At 58.1% G+C, this 17,028-nt stretch carries 16 protein-coding genes; all 16 read left to right on the plus strand.

The features are described from left to right. Nucleotides 1-37: 37 nt before the first annotated feature. The gene (rpsB, locus tag D8U69_RS20235) at nucleotides 38-775 is read left to right on the plus strand and encodes a 30S ribosomal protein S2 (RefSeq protein ID WP_008057307.1); all 738 of its coding nucleotides are present in this window, start codon (nucleotides 38-40) and stop codon (nucleotides 773-775) included. Nucleotides 776-967: 192 nt separating this feature from the next. Continuing rightward, a complete protein-coding gene (gene tsf, locus D8U69_RS20240) occupies nucleotides 968-1,831 on the plus strand; it encodes a translation elongation factor Ts (RefSeq protein ID WP_056856248.1) in 864 nt (287 codons plus the stop codon). Nucleotides 1,832-2,041: 210 nt separating this feature from the next. After that, nucleotides 2,042-2,785: a UMP kinase gene (gene pyrH / locus D8U69_RS20245; RefSeq protein ID WP_003198235.1), complete on the plus strand. Its 744-nt coding sequence runs from the start codon at nucleotides 2,042-2,044 to the stop codon at nucleotides 2,783-2,785. Continuing rightward, complete coding sequence (frr, locus tag D8U69_RS20250) at nucleotides 2,782-3,339, plus strand: ribosome recycling factor (RefSeq protein ID WP_008000041.1); 558 nt, start codon at nucleotides 2,782-2,784, stop codon at nucleotides 3,337-3,339. The genes pyrH and frr overlap by 4 nt, the downstream gene beginning before the upstream one ends. Before the next feature lie 13 nt (nucleotides 3,340-3,352). After that, on the plus strand, nucleotides 3,353-4,108 hold the full coding sequence (gene uppS, locus D8U69_RS20255) for a polyprenyl diphosphate synthase (protein WP_056856247.1): 756 nt from the start codon (nucleotides 3,353-3,355) through the stop codon (nucleotides 4,106-4,108). Next, nucleotides 4,108-4,914 carry a phosphatidate cytidylyltransferase gene (locus D8U69_RS20260; protein ID WP_056856246.1) on the plus strand — a complete coding sequence of 269 codons (807 nt, stop codon included), beginning with the start codon at nucleotides 4,108-4,110 and terminating at the stop codon, nucleotides 4,912-4,914. Before uppS ends, D8U69_RS20260 begins: the two co-directional genes overlap by 1 nt. Next, nucleotides 4,911-6,101, plus strand: coding sequence for a 1-deoxy-D-xylulose-5-phosphate reductoisomerase (gene ispC, locus D8U69_RS20265; protein ID WP_130907994.1), 1,191 nt, complete (start codon nucleotides 4,911-4,913; stop codon nucleotides 6,099-6,101). Before D8U69_RS20260 ends, ispC begins: the two co-directional genes overlap by 4 nt. 53 nt (nucleotides 6,102-6,154) lie before the next feature. Next, nucleotides 6,155-7,507, plus strand: coding sequence for a sigma E protease regulator RseP (gene rseP, locus D8U69_RS20270; protein ID WP_130907995.1), 1,353 nt, complete (start codon nucleotides 6,155-6,157; stop codon nucleotides 7,505-7,507). Between the two features lie 74 nt (nucleotides 7,508-7,581). Next, on the plus strand, nucleotides 7,582-9,969 hold the full coding sequence (gene bamA / locus D8U69_RS20275; protein WP_056856243.1) for an outer membrane protein assembly factor BamA: 2,388 nt from the start codon (nucleotides 7,582-7,584) through the stop codon (nucleotides 9,967-9,969). 45 nt (nucleotides 9,970-10,014) lie between these two features. Further along, the gene (locus tag D8U69_RS20280; RefSeq protein ID WP_008057318.1) at nucleotides 10,015-10,518 is read left to right on the plus strand and encodes an OmpH family outer membrane protein; all 504 of its coding nucleotides are present in this window, start codon (nucleotides 10,015-10,017) and stop codon (nucleotides 10,516-10,518) included. A 3-nt stretch (nucleotides 10,519-10,521) separates the two neighbouring features. Beyond that, nucleotides 10,522-11,577 carry a UDP-3-O-(3-hydroxymyristoyl)glucosamine N-acyltransferase gene (lpxD, locus tag D8U69_RS20285; protein ID WP_130906373.1) on the plus strand — a complete coding sequence of 352 codons (1,056 nt, stop codon included), beginning with the start codon at nucleotides 10,522-10,524 and terminating at the stop codon, nucleotides 11,575-11,577. A gap of 108 nt (nucleotides 11,578-11,685) precedes the next feature. Further along, nucleotides 11,686-12,126 carry a 3-hydroxyacyl-ACP dehydratase FabZ gene (gene fabZ / locus D8U69_RS20290; protein WP_007907157.1) on the plus strand — a complete coding sequence of 147 codons (441 nt, stop codon included), beginning with the start codon at nucleotides 11,686-11,688 and terminating at the stop codon, nucleotides 12,124-12,126. Next, a complete protein-coding gene (gene lpxA, locus D8U69_RS20295; RefSeq protein ID WP_056856241.1) occupies nucleotides 12,123-12,899 on the plus strand; it encodes an acyl-ACP--UDP-N-acetylglucosamine O-acyltransferase in 777 nt (258 codons plus the stop codon). Before fabZ ends, lpxA begins: the two co-directional genes overlap by 4 nt. Before the next feature lie 2 nt (nucleotides 12,900-12,901). After that, nucleotides 12,902-14,032, plus strand: coding sequence for a lipid-A-disaccharide synthase (gene lpxB / locus D8U69_RS20300; RefSeq protein ID WP_130907996.1), 1,131 nt, complete (start codon nucleotides 12,902-12,904; stop codon nucleotides 14,030-14,032). An 11-nt stretch (nucleotides 14,033-14,043) separates the two neighbouring features. After that, nucleotides 14,044-14,670, plus strand: a complete 627-nt coding sequence (gene rnhB / locus D8U69_RS20305; RefSeq protein ID WP_056856239.1) for a ribonuclease HII — start codon at nucleotides 14,044-14,046, stop codon at nucleotides 14,668-14,670. A gap of 77 nt (nucleotides 14,671-14,747) precedes the next feature. Then, nucleotides 14,748-17,028: DNA polymerase III subunit alpha (dnaE, locus tag D8U69_RS20310; protein WP_130907997.1), on the plus strand; the 2,281-nt coding region annotated here is incomplete at its 3' end.

Genomic DNA, 17,028 nt, shown 5'->3' on the forward strand with positions numbered 1-17,028 from the left:
TACGTGGAGGCCAAACCCGACTTATTAAGGAACTATCATGTCCCAAGTCAACATGCGCGATATGCTGAAGGCCGGTGTGCACTTCGGTCACCAGACCCGTTACTGGAACCCGAAAATGGGTAAATACATTTTCGGCGCGCGTAACAAGATCCACATCATCAACCTTGAAAAAACCCTGCCAATGTTCAACGAAGCTCTGACTTTCGTAGAGCGTCTGGCCCAAGGCAAAAACAAGATTCTGTTCGTCGGCACCAAGCGTTCCGCTGGCAAGATCGTTGCTGAAGAAGCAGCACGTTGCGGTTCGCCGTACGTCGATCACCGCTGGTTGGGCGGCATGCTGACCAACTTCAAGACCATCCGTGCTTCCATCAAGCGTCTGCGTGACCTTGAAGTACAAGCCGAAGACGGTACTTTCGCCAAGCTGACCAAGAAAGAAGCGCTGATGCGCTCCCGTGACCTGGAAAAGCTGGATCGTTCCCTGGGTGGTATCAAGGACATGGGCGGTCTGCCAGACGCTCTGTTCGTTATCGACGTTGATCACGAGCGCATCGCGATCACCGAAGCCAACAAGCTGGGCATCCCGGTTATCGGCGTAGTCGATACCAACAGCAGCCCGGAAGGCGTTGACTACATCATCCCAGGCAACGATGACGCAATCCGCGCTATCCAGCTGTACATGGGTTCGATGGCTGACGCTGTTATCCGTGGTCGCAACAACGTTGCTGGCGGCACCGAAGTTTTCGTTGAAGAAGCTCCGGCAGCTGCAGCTGAGTAATTGACGCCCTGGCGTTGACTCAGTAAGCAAAAAGGGGGCTTGGCCCCCTTTTTGCCACCTCGAAAACCACTTGTCGGCGGCGCAGCTACAGCATTTGTAACGTGCAGCAGCTTACAAGGGTGGTTCGGGAAGAATTGAACGCCCGTTCGATCGGGTGGAATGGTTGATAACCTATCCAAGAGGAATTTTGAAATGGCAGAGATTACTGCAGCGTTGGTCAAAGAACTGCGCGAGCGTACTGGCGAAGGCATGATGGACTGCAAAAAGGCCTTGACCAAGGCTGGCGGCGACATCGAAAAAGCCATTGATGACATGCGTGCTTCGGGCGCCATCAAGGCCGCCAAGAAAGCCGGCAACGTTGCCGCTGAAGGCGCTATCGCCCTCAAGGCTGACGACAAGTCCGCCGTGCTGCTGGAAGTGAACTCGCAGACCGACTTCCTGGCCCTGCAAGACGATTTCAAGAACTTCGTTGCCGCCAGCGTCGAAAAAGCCTTCGCCGAAAAACTGACCGACGCAGCTCCGCTGATCGCCGCTCAGGAATCGGCTCGTGAAGCCCTGGTGGCCAAAGTTGGCGAAAACGTCAACATCCGTCGCCTGGTTCGCGTTGAAGGTGATGTTGTTGGTGGTTACCTGCACGGTAACAAGATCGGTGTTGTCGTTGTACTCAAAGGCGGCGACGTTGACCTGGCCAAAGACATCGCTATGCACGTAGCAGCCAGCAACCCTGAGTTCCTGCTGCCTTCGGAAGTTTCCGCCGAAGCCATCGAGCGTGAAAAGGCTGTGTTCCTGCAGCTGAACGAAGAAAAAATCAAAGGCAAGCCAGAAAACATTGTTGAGAACATGGTCAAAGGCCGTATCAGCAAGTTCCTGGCCGAAGCAAGCCTGGTTGAGCAGGCGTTCGTCAAGAACCCTGAAATCAAGGTTGGCGAGCTGGCCAAGAAAGCCGGTGCTGAAATCGTTTCCTTCACCTACTTCAAAGTAGGCGAAGGCATCGAGAAGCCAGTGGACAACTTCGCAGAAGAAGTTGCTGCCCAACTGGCTGCTGCCAAGCAATAAGACGGTTTTTTAACTGTCGCCCTGAAGAGGCTGCCCGCTCACGCGCGCAGCCTCTTTTCAGATGGGCTGCCAATTTTTATTGGTTTCCCTTTGGAACTGGCTTACAAAGCCATGTTCCGATGGCGCTGAAGCAGCGCCAAGCTAGAGTGAACGCCAGCTGAAAACAGCTCGCAAAGAATTTTTTAAAATACGCCGCAGGAGAGATTCGCAATGGCTCAGCAGGGCAGTGGTTATCAGGCTCGCTATAAACGCATTCTACTCAAACTTAGCGGCGAGGCCCTGATGGGCTCGGAAGAGTTCGGGATCGATCCGAAAGTCCTGGATCGCATGGCGCTGGAAGTCGGCCAACTGGTCGGCATCGGTGTGCAGGTCGGTCTGGTGATCGGCGGTGGCAACCTGTTCCGCGGTGCGGCGCTGAGCGCGGCCGGCATGGATCGGGTAACGGGCGACCACATGGGCATGCTGGCCACTGTGATGAACGCTCTGGCCATGCGCGATGCGCTTGAACGTGCCAATATCTCCGCCATCGTGATGTCGGCCATTTCCATGGTAGGTGTGACCGATCACTACGATCGCCGCAAAGCCATGCGTCACCTGAACTCCAAGGAAGTCGTGATTTTCGCGGCCGGTACTGGTAACCCGTTCTTTACTACGGATTCGGCTGCCTGCCTGCGCGCAATCGAAATCGACGCTGATGTCGTACTCAAGGCAACCAAGGTCGATGGTGTGTACACCGCAGATCCATTCAAAGACCCGCACGCCGAGAAGTTCGATCATCTGACCTACGATGAAGTGCTGGATCGCAAGCTGGGTGTGATGGATCTGACGGCCATCTGCCTGTGCCGCGATCACAAGATGCCGCTGCGCGTATTTAACATGAACAAACCCGGCGCCCTGCTTAATATCGTACATGGTGGCGCTGAAGGAACCCTGATCGAGGAAGTTCAACAATGATCAACGAAATCAAGAAAGACGCTCAAGAGCGCATGCAGAAATCCGTGGAATCGCTGGCGCACAACTTCGGCCGTATCCGTACCGGCCAGGCGCACCCAAGCATTCTGGAAGGTGTGATGGTGCCTTACTACGGCTCCGACACGCCGATCAAGCAAGTCGCCAACATCACCGTCAAAGATGCGCGCACCCTGCAAGTCGTTGCCTTCGAGCGCAACATGCTGGGTGCTGTCGACAAGGCAATCGGTAGCGCCGGCCTGAACCTCAACCCGACCAACCTGGGTGAGTTGCTGCTGATCTCCATGCCGGCCCTGACTGAAGAAACCCGCAAGGGCTTCACCAAGCAGGCTCGCGATGTTGCAGAAGACGCCCGTGTTGCCGTGCGCAACATCCGTCGTGATGCGAACAGCCAGCTCAAGGACCTGGTCAAGGAAAAAGAGATCAGCGAAGACGAAGAACGTCGCGCCACTGGCGAAATCGATGATCTGACCAAGAAGTTCGTGGCTAAAATCGACGCGGATCTGGCGCAGAAAGAAAAAGACCTGATGGCCGTATAAGGGTCGAGTTTTCATGGAAAAGACCAAGCAGATTGCGCCCACCGCGGTGCCGCGCCATGTCGCGATCATCATGGATGGTAATAATCGCTGGGCGAAAAAACGCTTTATGCCGGGTGTCGCCGGGCATAAAGCGGGTGTCGATGCGGTTCGTGCGGTCATCGAGGTGTGTGCGGAGTCGGGGGTCGAGGTCTTGACCCTGTTTGCGTTCTCCAGTGAGAACTGGCAGCGCCCGGCCGATGAGGTCAGTGCCTTGATGGATCTATTCTTCAAGGCATTGCGTCGTGAGGCCAAGCGCCTCAACGACAACAACATCAGCCTGCGTATCATCGGTGATCGTTCGCGCTTTCATCCGGAGCTTCAGGCTGCCATGCGTGAAGCCGAAACCATGACCGCGGGCGCCAACCGTTTCGTCCTGCAGATCGCGGCCAACTACGGTGGTCAGTGGGATATCGCGCAGGCCGCCCAGCGTCTGGCGCGTGAAGTCCAGGCCGGGCACCTGCGTCCGGAAGACATCACCCCGGATTTGCTGCAAACCTGTCTGGCGACCGGCGACCTGCCGTTGCCGGACTTGTGCATCCGTACCGGTGGCGAGCATCGCATCAGCAACTTCCTGCTGTGGCAGCTGGCTTACGCCGAGTTGTATTTCTCCGACCTGTTCTGGCCGGACTTCAAACACGATGCCATGCGTAATGCACTGGCCGATTTCGCATCCCGCCAGCGTCGCTTCGGTAAAACGAGCGAGCAGGTCGAGGCTGGAGCCCGGGTTTAATGCTTAAACAACGAATCATCACCGCGCTGATCCTGCTGCCGATTGCCTTGGGCGGTTTTTTCCTGCTCGAAGGCTCCGGTTTTGCGCTGTTCATCGGGCTGGTCGTGACCCTCGGTGCCTGGGAGTGGGCGCGTCTGGCGGGCTTCACTGCCCAGCCTGCACGCGTTGCCTATGCCGCTGTCGTCGCGTTGATGCTGTTTATCATGTACATCCTGCCCGGGCTTGCACCTTGGGTGCTGGGGGCTTCGGTACTGTGGTGGGGTGTTGCAACCTATCTGGTGCTGACGTACCCGCGCTCCAGCGAGCATTGGGCCAGCGCGGCCTGCAAGCTGGTGATCGGCCTGCTGATCCTGCTGCCGGCCTGGCAAGGCCTGGTTCAGATCAAGCAGCAGCCTTTGGGCAACTGGCTGATCATGGCGGTGATGGTGCTGGTCTGGGGGGCTGATATCGGCGCCTACTTTTCCGGCCGGGCTTTCGGCAAGCGCAAGCTGGCGCCGCAGGTCAGCCCTGGCAAGAGCTGGGAAGGTGTCTATGGCGGCCTGGCCTTGAGTCTGGTCATCACCGTGATTGTCGGCTTTGTGCGTGACTGGACCGTTGCCGAGCTGTTCAAGGGCCTGATCTGCGCCGCCGTGATCGTGTTTATTTCGGTCGTGGGCGATTTGACCGAAAGCATGTTCAAGCGCCAATCCGGGATCAAGGACAGCAGCAATCTGCTGCCGGGGCATGGCGGCGTGCTGGACCGGATTGACAGCCTGACGGCAGCCATTCCCGTATTCGCCGTGCTGTTGTGGATGGCGGCACCATGAGCCGTCCCCAGCAGATTACCGTTCTGGGGGCGACCGGCTCGATCGGTTTGAGCACCCTCGACGTCATCGCTCGCCATCCCGAGCGCTATCAAGCCTATGCCCTGAGCGGATTCACTCGTTTGAGTGAATTGCTGGCATTGTGCGTGCGGCATACGCCTCGATTTGCTGTTGTGCCGGAAGCTGGCGCTGCACGCAGCTTGCAGGATGATTTGCGTGCGGCAGGCCTGTCGACCCGGGTGCTGGTGGGGGAGGAAGGCTTGTGTCAGGTGGCTGCCGATCCTGAAGTGGATGCAGTCATGGCGGCCATTGTCGGTGCGGCAGGGCTGCGCCCGACGCTGGCAGCGGTCGAGGCAGGCAAGAAGATTCTCCTCGCCAACAAAGAAGCGCTGGTCATGTCCGGTGCGTTATTCATGCAGGCGGTGCGTAAGAGTGGCTCGGTATTGCTGCCGATCGACAGTGAGCACAATGCGATCTTCCAATGCATGCCGGTGGATTTTGCACGGGGTCTGAGCTCGGTCGGTGTGCGTCGGATTTTACTGACGGCCTCCGGTGGTCCGTTCCGACAGACGCCCATGGCTGAGTTGGCGCATGTTTCACCTGAGCAAGCGTGCGCCCACCCTAACTGGTCGATGGGGCGCAAGATTTCGGTCGATTCGGCCAGCATGATGAACAAGGGGCTTGAGCTGATCGAGGCCTGTTGGCTGTTCGATGCCAAGCCATCCCAGGTCGAGGTGGTGATTCACCCGCAAAGCGTGATTCATTCGCTGGTCGACTACATCGATGGTTCGGTTTTGGCGCAATTGGGTAACCCGGACATGCGCACGCCGATCGCCAGCGCGCTGGCCTGGCCGGAGCGGATCGATTCAGGGGTGCCGCCGCTGGACTTGTTTGCCATCGCGCGCCTGGATTTCCAGGCGCCGGACGAAGAGCGCTTCCCTTGCCTGCGTCTGGCGCGGCTGGCGGCAGAGGCGGGCAACAGTGCTCCGGCGATGCTCAATGCTGCGAATGAGGTAGCTGTGGCCGCGTTTCTCGACGGACGGGTTCGTTACCCGGAAATCGCGAGTATCATCGAAGAAACCTTGAATCTTGAGCCTGTAGTGGCAGTCGATGATCTTGAGGCAGTGTTCACGGCGGATGCGAAAGCGCGTCTGCTGGCTGAGCAGTGGTTGAGTCGTCACGGGCGGTGAGTGCTGCAACGCGTTGGCCCATGCGGCACCGGATAGGAATGCGGAGAAAGTAGATGAGCGCGCTCTATATGATTGTCGGCACCCTGGTGGCTTTGGGTGTGCTGGTTACCTTCCACGAGTTCGGCCATTTCTGGGTCGCGCGTCGCTGTGGGGTCAAAGTGCTGCGTTTCTCCGTAGGCTTCGGCATGCCGCTCCTGCGCTGGCACGACAAGCAAGGCACCGAGTTCGTGGTGGCTGCCATCCCGCTGGGTGGCTACGTAAAAATGCTCGATGAGCGTGAGGGCGAGGTTCCGGCTGATCAGGTCGATCAATCCTTCAATCGCAAGTCGGTTCGCCAGCGTATTGCTATCGTGGCGGCCGGCCCTATTGCCAACTTTCTGTTGGCGTTAGTGTTTTTCTGGGTGTTGGCCATGCTCGGCAGCGAGCAGGTGCGCCCGGTCATCGGCGCCGTGGAGTCCGGCAGTATCGCCGCCAGGGCGGGCTTGACTGCTGGTCAGGAGATCATTTCCATCGACGGCGAACCGACCTCCGGTTGGGCGGCGGTGAATTTGCAATTGGTCCGTCGCCTTGGGGAGAGCGGTTCATTGCAAGTGCTGGTTCGCGATCAGGGCTCTTCGATGGATTCGCCTCGTGAGCTGGCTTTGGACAAATGGCTCAAGGGTGCTGATGAACCGGATCCGATCCGTTCGCTGGGGATTCGTCCGTGGCGTCCGGCACTGCCGCCGGTCCTGGCTGAACTGGATCCAAAAGGTCCGGCGCAGGCCGCCGGGCTGAAAATGGGTGACCGCTTGCTGGCGCTCGATGGCAAGTCGCTGGACGACTGGCAGCAGGTGGTCGACACCGTGCGTTTGCGTCCTGATACCAAAATCATGCTGCGGGTTGAGCGCGATGGTGCTCAAATCGACGTCCCGGTGACGCTCGCTGCCCGCGGCGAGAGCAAGGCTCCCAATGGCTACCTTGGGGCTGGGGTGAAAGCGGTCGACTGGCCGCCGGAAATGATCCGCGAGGTTAGTTACGGGCCTCTGGCCGCAATTGGCGAAGGGGCCAAACGCACCTGGACCATGAGCCTGCTGACTCTCGATTCACTGAAGAAAATGTTGTTCGGTGAGCTCTCGGTAAAAAACTTGAGTGGACCGATAACCATTGCTAAAGTGGCGGGCGCTTCGGCCCAGTCGGGTGTTGCTGATTTCCTGAATTTCCTTGCTTATCTGAGTATTAGCCTGGGGGTTCTGAATTTGCTGCCCATTCCTGTGCTGGATGGGGGGCATTTGTTGTTTTATCTGATCGAGTGGGCGCGTGGTCGTCCCTTGTCGGATCGGGTGCAAGGTTGGGGGATACAGATCGGTATCAGTTTGGTGGTCGGAGTGATGTTGCTTGCTCTGGTCAATGATCTGGGTCGTCTGTAACACTTCGCTGAATTGCGAATCTGCCGCATTTTGCGGCAGTTTGTTTATTGCCAGTTGGAATAAGAAAGGACTTCATGAAACGTCTGCTGCTAACTGCGGTTCTCACCGTATTGATGATCGCCGAAGTTCACGCCGAGTCCTTCACTATCTCTGATATTCGCGTCAATGGCCTCCAGCGGGTCTCCGCGGGTAGCGTCTTTGGTGCTTTGCCGTTGAACGTCGGTGAACAGGCGGATGATCGTCGCCTGGTGGAATCCACTCGTGCGCTGTTCAAAACCGGGTTCTTTCAAGATATCCAGCTGGGCCGCGATGGCAACGTCCTTGTCATTACGGTAGTCGAGCGTCCGTCGGTTGCCAGTATCGAGATCGAAGGTAACAAGGCGATCTCCACTGAAGACCTGATGAAGGGCCTGAAGCAGTCCGGTCTGGCCGAAGGCGAAATCTTCCAGCGTGCCACCCTCGAAGGCGTGCGTAATGAACTGCAGCGCCAGTACGTCGCTCAGGGCCGCTATTCCGCTACTGTCGACACCGAAGTGGTGCCGCAGCCGCGTAACCGCGTCGGCCTGAAGGTCAACATCAACGAAGGCACCGTTGCGGCGATCCAGCACATCAACGTGGTGGGCAACACCGTCTTCCCTGACGAAGACCTGATCGACCTGTTCGAACTCAAGACCACCAACTGGCTGTCGTTCTTCAAGAACGATGACAAGTACGCCCGCGAAAAGCTTTCCGGTGACCTGGAACGTCTGCGTTCCTACTACCTGGACCGTGGCTATATCAACATGGATATCGCTTCGACCCAGGTGTCCATCACGCCGGACAAGAAACACGTCTACATCACCGTCAACATCAACGAAGGCGACAAGTACACCGTTCGTGATGTGAAACTGAGCGGCGATCTGAAGGTGCCGGAAGACCAGGTCAAGTCCCTGCTGCTGGTACAGAAAGGCCAGGTGTTCTCGCGCAAGCTGATGACCACCACTTCCGAACTGATCACCCGTCGACTGGGTAACGAAGGCTATACCTTCGCCAACGTCAACGGCGTGCCACAGCCTCACGATGAAGACCACACCGTAGACATCACCTTCGCGGTCGATCCGGGCAAGCGTGCCTACGTGAACCGCATCAACTTCCGCGGCAACACCAAGTCCGAAGACGAAGTGCTGCGTCGTGAAATGCGTCAGATGGAAGGTGGCTGGGCGTCGACCTATCTGATCGACCAGTCCAAGACCCGTCTGGAACGTCTGGGCTTCTTCAAGGAAGTCAACGTCGAGACGCCGGCTGTGCCGGGTGTCGATGACCAGGTCGACGTCAACTACAGTGTGGAAGAGCAAGCTTCCGGTTCGATTACCGCCAGCGTCGGTTTCGCCCAGAGCGCGGGCCTGATCCTCGGTGGTTCGATCACCCAGAACAACTTCCTCGGTACCGGTAACAAGGTCAGCATCGGCTTGACCCGCAGCGAATACCAGAGCCGCTATAACTTCGGTTATGTCGACCCCTACTGGACTGCTGATGGTGTAAGCCTGGGTTACAACGCTTTCTATCGCACCACCGACTACGACGACCTCGACGTCGACGTGGCCAGCTACTCCGTAGACAGCCTGGGCGCGGGCGTCAGCGTCGGCTACCCGATCAGCGAGACTTCGCGTCTGACCTTCGGTCTGACGGCTCAACAGGACGAAATCAAGACCGGTGTCTACACCGTTGACGAGATCTTCGACTTCGTTGAGCAGGAAGGCGACAAGTACCTGAACTTCAAGGCTTCGGCCGGTTGGTCCGAGTCCACGTTGAACAAAGGCGTACTGGCGACACGTGGCCATTCCCAGAGCCTGGTACTGGAAACCACAACACCGGGCAGCGATCTGTCGTTCTTCAAGCTCGACTACCGTGGCCAACTGTTCCAGCCATTGAGCGAGAACTACACCATGCGCCTGCATACCGAACTGGGTTATGGCGATGGTTACGGTTCGACCGACGGCTTGCCATTCTATGAAAACTACTATGCTGGTGGTTTCAACTCGGTTCGTGGCTTCAAGGACAGCACTTTGGGTCCTCGCAGTACCCCGAGCCGCGGTCAGGCCATTACCGGTAACGCTGGCACTCAATTTGACCCGGACCAGGACCCGCTGCCGTTTGGTGGTAATGTCCTGATCCAGGGCGGTGTGGAAGTTCTGTTCCCGCTGCCGTTCGTCAAGGATCAGCGTTCCCTGCGCACTTCGGTATTCTGGGATGTCGGTAACGTATTCGATTCGTCCTGCTCGGATACCACAAACGCGGATGGCACGAAGTCCAATACCAAGTGCAACGATATCAGCCTGAGTAATTTGGCCAGTTCCGTTGGTGTAGGTGTGACATGGGTCACCGCACTGGGTCCTTTGAGTTTCGCGTTGGCCATGCCAGTCAAGAAACCGGATGAAGCTGAAACTCAAGTGTTCCAATTCTCCCTCGGTCAGACGTTCTAAGCGTCTGCCCCAAGATAACGACAATGGATTTTGTAGGAGTGCATCGTGCGTAAGTTGACTCAATTGGTTCTCCTGGCTTCCGTACTGGTAGCAGGCCCGGCATTTGCCGACATGAAAATCGCCGTTCTGAACTATCAGATGGCCCTGCTGGAATCCGATGCGGCCAAGAAGTACGCCGTGGATGCCGAGAAAAAGTTCGGTCCCCAGCTGAGCAAGCTCAAAACTCTGGAAAGCAGCGCCAAGGGTATTCAGGATCGTCTGATGGCCGGTGGCGACAAAATGCAGCAAGGCGAGCGTGAGCGTCTGGAGCTTGAATTCAAGCAAAAGGCTCGTGACTTCCAGTTCCAGTCCAAGGAGCTGAACGAAGCCAAGGCTGTTGCCGACCGTGAAATGCTGAAGCAGCTCAAGCCGAAACTCGATAGCGCAGTGGAAGAAGTCATCAAGAAAGGTGCTTTTGACCTGGTCTTCGAGCGTGGCGCCGTGATTGATGTCAAGCCTCAGTACGACATCACGCGCCAGGTTATCGAGCGCATGAATCAGCTGAAGTAATCCATGACCGCGACTATTAAGCTCGGCCAATTGGCCGAGTTCCTCGGCGCCACACTGCGTGGCGACCCGGAGAAAGAAATCACTGGGCTAGCCACTTTGCAGGAGGCTGGCCCAACTCAGTTGAGCTTTCTCGCAAACCCCCAGTACCGTAAATACCTGGCAGGCAGCCAGGCTGCAGCGCTGTTGCTGAAAGCCGCCGACGCCGAAGGGTTTTCCGGTAATGCACTGGTGGTGCCTGATCCGTATGCAGCCTACGCGCGTATTTCGCACTTGTTCGACCCCAAGCCCAAGGCTGCAACCGGTATTCATCCGACAGCGGTGATTGCGGCGGATGCGGTGGTTGACCCGGCGGCGAGTATCGGTGCATTTGCCGTGATCGAAAGCGGCGCGCAAATTGCTGCCGGTACCACCGTTGGCGCGCACTGCTTTATTGGTGCTCGTAGCGTGATCGACGAAGGTGGCTGGCTGGCTCCGCGCGTGACCTTGTATCACGACGTGCGCATCGGCAAGCGGGTAGTGATTCAGTCTGGTGCCGTACTCGGTGGTGAAGGCTTCGGTTTTGCCAACGAAAAAGGCATTTGGCAGAAAATCGCCCAGATTGGTGGCGTCCTGATCGGCGATGACGTGGAAATCGGCGTAAATACCGCTATCGACCGTGGCGCGCTGGCCGATACCATCATTGGTAACGGGGTAAAGCTCGACAACCAGATTCAGATCGCCCACAACGTTCAGGTCGGTGATCACACCGCGATGGCCGCCTGTGTGGGGATTTCCGGCAGCACCAAGATCGGCAAGCACTGCATGCTTGCCGGTGGCGTAGGGCTGGTGGGGCATATCGATATTTGCGACAACGTATTCATCACCGGCATGACCATGGTGACCCACTCGATCACCGAGCCGGGCGCCTATTCATCCGGTACGGCGATGCAGCCAGCAGCCGAATGGCGCAAAAGCGCGGCACGCCTGCGTCAGCTCGATGACATCGCGCGACGTTTGCGACAGCTGGAAAAGCAAGCAGGGGAAGTGACCCCTGGCGGTAATGCTTCATCAGATGGCTGATACCATTTCCATATCAAGTGTACACAGCCGCTAGACTGCGTCCTTGATTTGCTAGAGGAGTGTGCGTCAATCGCGCGCTCCCAATCTTTACATAGGCTTCCCCCCGAAATGATGGACATCAACGAGATTCGCGAATACCTGCCTCACCGTTACCCGTTCCTGCTGGTGGACCGGGTCGTGGATCTGGATGTGGAAGGCAAGCGCATTCGCGCCTACAAGAATGTCAGCATCAACGAACCTTTCTTCAACGGTCACTTCCCTGCGCATCCAATCATGCCGGGCGTTCTGATCATCGAAGCGATGGCTCAGGCTGCCGGGATCCTTGGTTTCAAAATGCTCGACGTGAAGCCGGCCGATGGCACGCTTTACTACTTCGTCGGTTCCGACAAGCTGCGTTTCCGCCAGCCTGTGCTGCCGGGTGATCAGTTGATCCTCGAAGCCAAGTTCCTGAGCTGCAAGCGTCAGATCTGGAAATTCGAATGCCAGGCTTCGGTCGACGGCAAGCCGGTCTGCTCGGCTGAAATCATCTGTGCGGAACGCAAACTATGAGTTTGATTGACCCTCGCGCAATCATCGATCCGACGGCTGTTCTGGCCGACGGTGTCGAGGTCGGCCCTTGGTCGATCGTCGGCGCAGGTGTGGAAATCGGCGAGGGGACAGTGATCGGGCCGCACGTGATTCTCAAAGGCCCGACCCGAATCGGCAAGCACAACCGCATCTACCAGTTTTCTTCGGTAGGTGAGGACACGCCTGATCTGAAATACAAAGGCGAAGAAACCCGTCTGGTGATCGGTGACCACAACGTCATCCGCGAAGGCGTGACGATTCACCGTGGGACCATTCAGGATCGTTCGGAAACCACCCTGGGCGATCACAACCTGATCATGGCCTATGCACATATCGGTCACGACAGCGTCATCGGCAACCATTGCATTCTGGTCAACAACACAGCGCTGGCTGGCCACGTGCACGTTGAAGACTGGGCAATCCTGTCCGGATTTACCCTGGTCCACCAGTATTGCCACATTGGCGCCCACAGCTTTTCCGGCATGGGCACGGCCATCGGCAAGGACGTTCCAGCGTATGTCACGGTATTCGGCAACCCGGCCGAAGCTCGCAGCATGAACTTCGAAGGCATGCGTCGTCGCGGTTTCAGCGAAGACGCAATCCATGCGCTGCGTCGAGCCTACAAGGTGGTTTACCGCCAGGGACTGACGGTTGAACAGGCGCTCGCCGAACTGGCCGAGCCTTCGATCCAGTTCCCGGAAGTCGCGGTGTTCCGAGACTCCATCCAGTCGTCTACCCGCGGCATCACCCGCTAACCATGGCCAATCTGCGTATTGCGCTGGTAGCGGGTGAGGCTTCCGGTGACATTCTTGGCGCGGGTCTGATGCGTGCGCTCAAGGCTCGTCACCCGGCGGTCGAGTTCATCGGTGTGGGTGGTCCACTGATGCAGGCCGAAGGCCTGACCTCGTATTTCCCGATGGAACGCCTTTCGGTGATGGGGTTGGTGGAAGTCCTGGGTCGGTTGCGCGAGTTGCTGGCACGTCGCAAGAAGCTGGTCGCCGACTTGATCGCTGCGAAGCCGGACGTGTTCATCGGTATCGATGCGCCGGACTTCAACCTCAATATCGAACTCAAGTTGCGTCAGGCCGGGATCAAGACCGTGCACTACGTCAGCCCGTCGGTATGGGCCTGGCGACAGAAGCGGGTGCTGAAGATTCGCGAAGGCTGCGATCTGATGCTGACGCTGTTTCCGTTTGAGGCCAAATTCTACGAAGAGAAGGGCGTGCCGGTGCGGTTCGTTGGGCACACCTTGGCCGATGCCATTCCGCTCGAAGCCGACCGCGCTGCTGCGCGGGCCGAGCTTGGCTTGCCTGACGGGCCGTTGGTTGCCCTGATGCCCGGCAGTCGTGGCGGCGAAGTGGGGCGTCTTGGTGCGTTGTTTCTGGACACGGCACAACGCCTGAGGGCGCTGCGTCCGGGCGTGCGATTCGTCGTACCTTGCGCCAACCCCCAACGCCGGGCGCAGCTTGAAGAGCTGTTGGCTGGCCGCGATCTGCCACTGACCTTGCTCGACGGCAAGTCGCATCTGGCCCTGGCCGCCTGCGATGCGGTATTGATCGCTTCCGGAACCGCGACCCTTGAAGCCTTGCTGTACAAGCGGCCGATGGTGGTGGCTTACCGCTTGGCACCGCTGACGTTCTGGATTCTCAAGCGCATGGTGAAAAGCCCCTACGTTTCCCTGCCGAACCTGCTGGCCCAGCGTTTGCTGGTGCCCGAGCTGCTGCAGGACGACGCGACCGTCGAAGCCCTGGCCCAGACGTTGTCGCCGCTGATCGAAGGTGGCGAGGAGCAGACTCGTGGTTTCGATGAAATTCACCGGACCCTTCGTCTGGATGCCTCCAACCAGGCGGCGGATGCCGTGCTCAACCTGATCGGCGAAGTACAATGAGTAAGAAAAGCATGCAGATGGGGCTGGATTTCTCCTTGGTCGCGGAAGCTGAAGAACTGGTAGCCGGTGTCGACGAAGTCGGCCGAGGTCCGCTCTGTGGTGCGGTGGTCACGGCTGCCGTGATACTCGATCCGAATCGGCCGATCCTCGGCCTGAACGACTCGAAGAAACTCACCGAAGCCCGGCGCGAGAAGCTTTACGATGAAATCTGCGAAAAAGCCTTGAGCTGGTGCATCGCTCGCGCTGAAGTCGAAGAAATCGATGAGCTGAATATTCTGCACGCCACCATGCTGGCCATGCAGCGTGCCGTCGCCGGGCTGCATATCCAGCCGAAACTGGCGATGATCGATGGCAACCGCTGCCCGAAACTGCCGATGCGCGCCGAAGCGGTGGTACAGGGTGACGGCAAGGTGCCGGCCATCGCGGCAGCGTCGATTCTGGCCAAGGTCAGCCGCGACCGGGAAATGAGTGCATTCGAGTTGATCTATCCGGGTTATGGCATCGGCGGCCACAAAGGCTACCCGACACCCGTTCATCTGGAAGCGCTGGCACGCTTGGGGCCTACGCCTATTCACCGGCGTTCGTTCGCTCCGGTGCGTATGGCGTATGAGGCGTTGGAAATCGTCATAGAGAGCTAGTCGCAAGGCTGATTTTTTTTACCAAGGCCCGGTACAATCCGGGCCTTGTTGTTTTCATGTTCATAGACAGGATCACTATGCCGGCTTCATTCGTTCACCTACGCCTGCACACTGAATACTCCCTGGTCGACGGTCTGGTGCGGATCAAACCGCTGGTCAAGACCCTGGTCGGCATGAACATGCCCGCCGTTGCGGTCACCGACCAGAACAACATGTGTTCCCTGGTCAAATTCTATAAAAACGCCATGGGTGCCGGGATCAAGCCGATCTGCGGCGCCGACCTGTGGCTGTCGAACAAGGATCCGGACAACGCTCTGAGCCGGATCAGCCTGCTGGTGATGAACGCCGTGGGCTATCGCAACCTGACCGAGTTGATATCCCGTGGCTTTATCGAGGGACAGCGCAATGGCTCGGTCATTGTCGAGCGCGAGTGGGTAGCCGAGGCCAGCGAAGGCCTGATCATGCTGTCGGCGGCCAAGGAAGGCGAAATCGGCCAGGCCATGCTCAGTGGCAACCCCGACGAAGCTGAAGCTCTGGGGCGGGAGTGGATGGCGGTATTCCCGGATCGCTTCTATCTGGAAATCCAGCGCACCAATCGGCCGAATGACGAAGAGCAACTGCACGGCGCCGTCGCCCTGGCCGAGAAGATCGGTGCGCCACTGGTGGCGACCAACGATGTGCGCTTTATCAAGCAGGAAGACTTCGCTGCCCACGAAACCCGCGTCTGTATCGGTGAGGGCCGCGCCCTGGACGATCCGCGGCGCTCGAAGAACTACAGCGATCAGCAATACCTCAAAAGCGCCGAGGAAATGGCCGAGCTGTTCAGCGACCTTCCCGAAGCGCTGGAAAACACCGTCGAGATCGCCAAGCGCTGCAATATCGAAGTGAAGCTGGGCACGCACTTCCTGCCCAACTTCCCGATCCCCGATGGCATGACCATCGATGAGTATTTTCGCAAGGTGTCCTTCGATGGTCTGGAGGAACGGCTCGCCGTCCTGCTGCCCAAGGACACCACCGAAGACTACGAAGCCAAGCGCCAGGTCTATGTCGATCGGCTGAATTTCGAGCTGGATATCATCATCCAGATGGGGTTCCCCGGTTACTTCCTGATCGTGATGGACTTTATCCAGTGGGCCAAGAACAACGGCGTGCCGGTAGGGCCTGGCCGGGGGTCGGGTGCCGGGTCGCTGGTGGCCTACGTACAGAAGATCACCGACCTCGACCCACTGGAATATGACCTGCTGTTCGAACGTTTCCTTAACCCGGAACGGGTTTCCATGCCCGACTTCGACGTCGACTTCTGCATGGACGGTCGCGACCGGGTGATCGACTACGTGGCCGAGAAGTACGGCCGCAACGCGGTAAGCCAGATCATCACCTTCGGTTCCATGGCGGCAAAAGCTGTGGTCCGCGACGTGGCGCGGGTGCAGGGCAAGTCCTATGGCCTGGCGGATCGTCTGTCGAAGATGATTCCGTTCGAAGTCGGCATGACCCTGGAAAAAGCCTACGAACAGGAAGAAATCCTGCGTGACTTCATCAAGGTCGATGAAGAGGCGGCGGAAATCTGGGAAATGGCGCGCAAGCTCGAAGGCGTTGTGCGTAACGTCGGCAAGCACGCCGGTGGTGTGGTAATCGCGCCGACCAAACTGACCGACTTTTCGCCGATCTATTGCGACGAGGCCGGTGATGGCCTGGTGACCCAGTTCGACAAGGACGACGTGGAAGCCGCCGGCCTGGTGAAGTTCGACTTCCTCGGCCTGCGGACCCTGACGATCATCGACTGGGCGTTGAAAACCATCAACCGCGACCGCGCCAAGGTCAACGAACCGCCGCTGGATATCGCGTTCATCCCGCTGGACGACAAGCCGACCTACACGCTGCTGCAAAAAGCCGAAACCACGGCCGTGTTCCAGCTTGAATCGCGCGGCATGAAAGAGCTGATCAAAAAGCTCAAGCCCGACTGCCTGGAAGACTTGATTGCACTGGTAGCGTTGTTCCGTCCTGGCCCGCTGCAATCGGGCATGGTGGACGACTTCATCAACCGTAAACACGGTCGCGCCGAACTGGCGTACCCGCACTCGGACTACCAGTACGAAGGTCTGAAGCCGGTATTGGCGCCGACTTACGGCATCATCCTGTATCAGGAACAGGTGATGCAGATCGCCCAGGTCATGGCCGGCTACACCCTTGGCGGCGCGGACATGCTGCGTCGAGCCATGGGTAAGAAAAAGCCCGAGGAAATGGCCAAGCAGCGTGGCGGTTTCATCGAAGGTTGTGCGACCAACAACATCGATGCGGACCTCGCCGGTAACATTTTCGACCTGGTAGAAAAATTCGCCGGTTACGGCTTCAACAAAT

This window comes from Pseudomonas sp. Sample_16, assembly GCF_004307665.1.
GTDB lineage: Bacteria > Pseudomonadota > Gammaproteobacteria > Pseudomonadales > Pseudomonadaceae > Aquipseudomonas.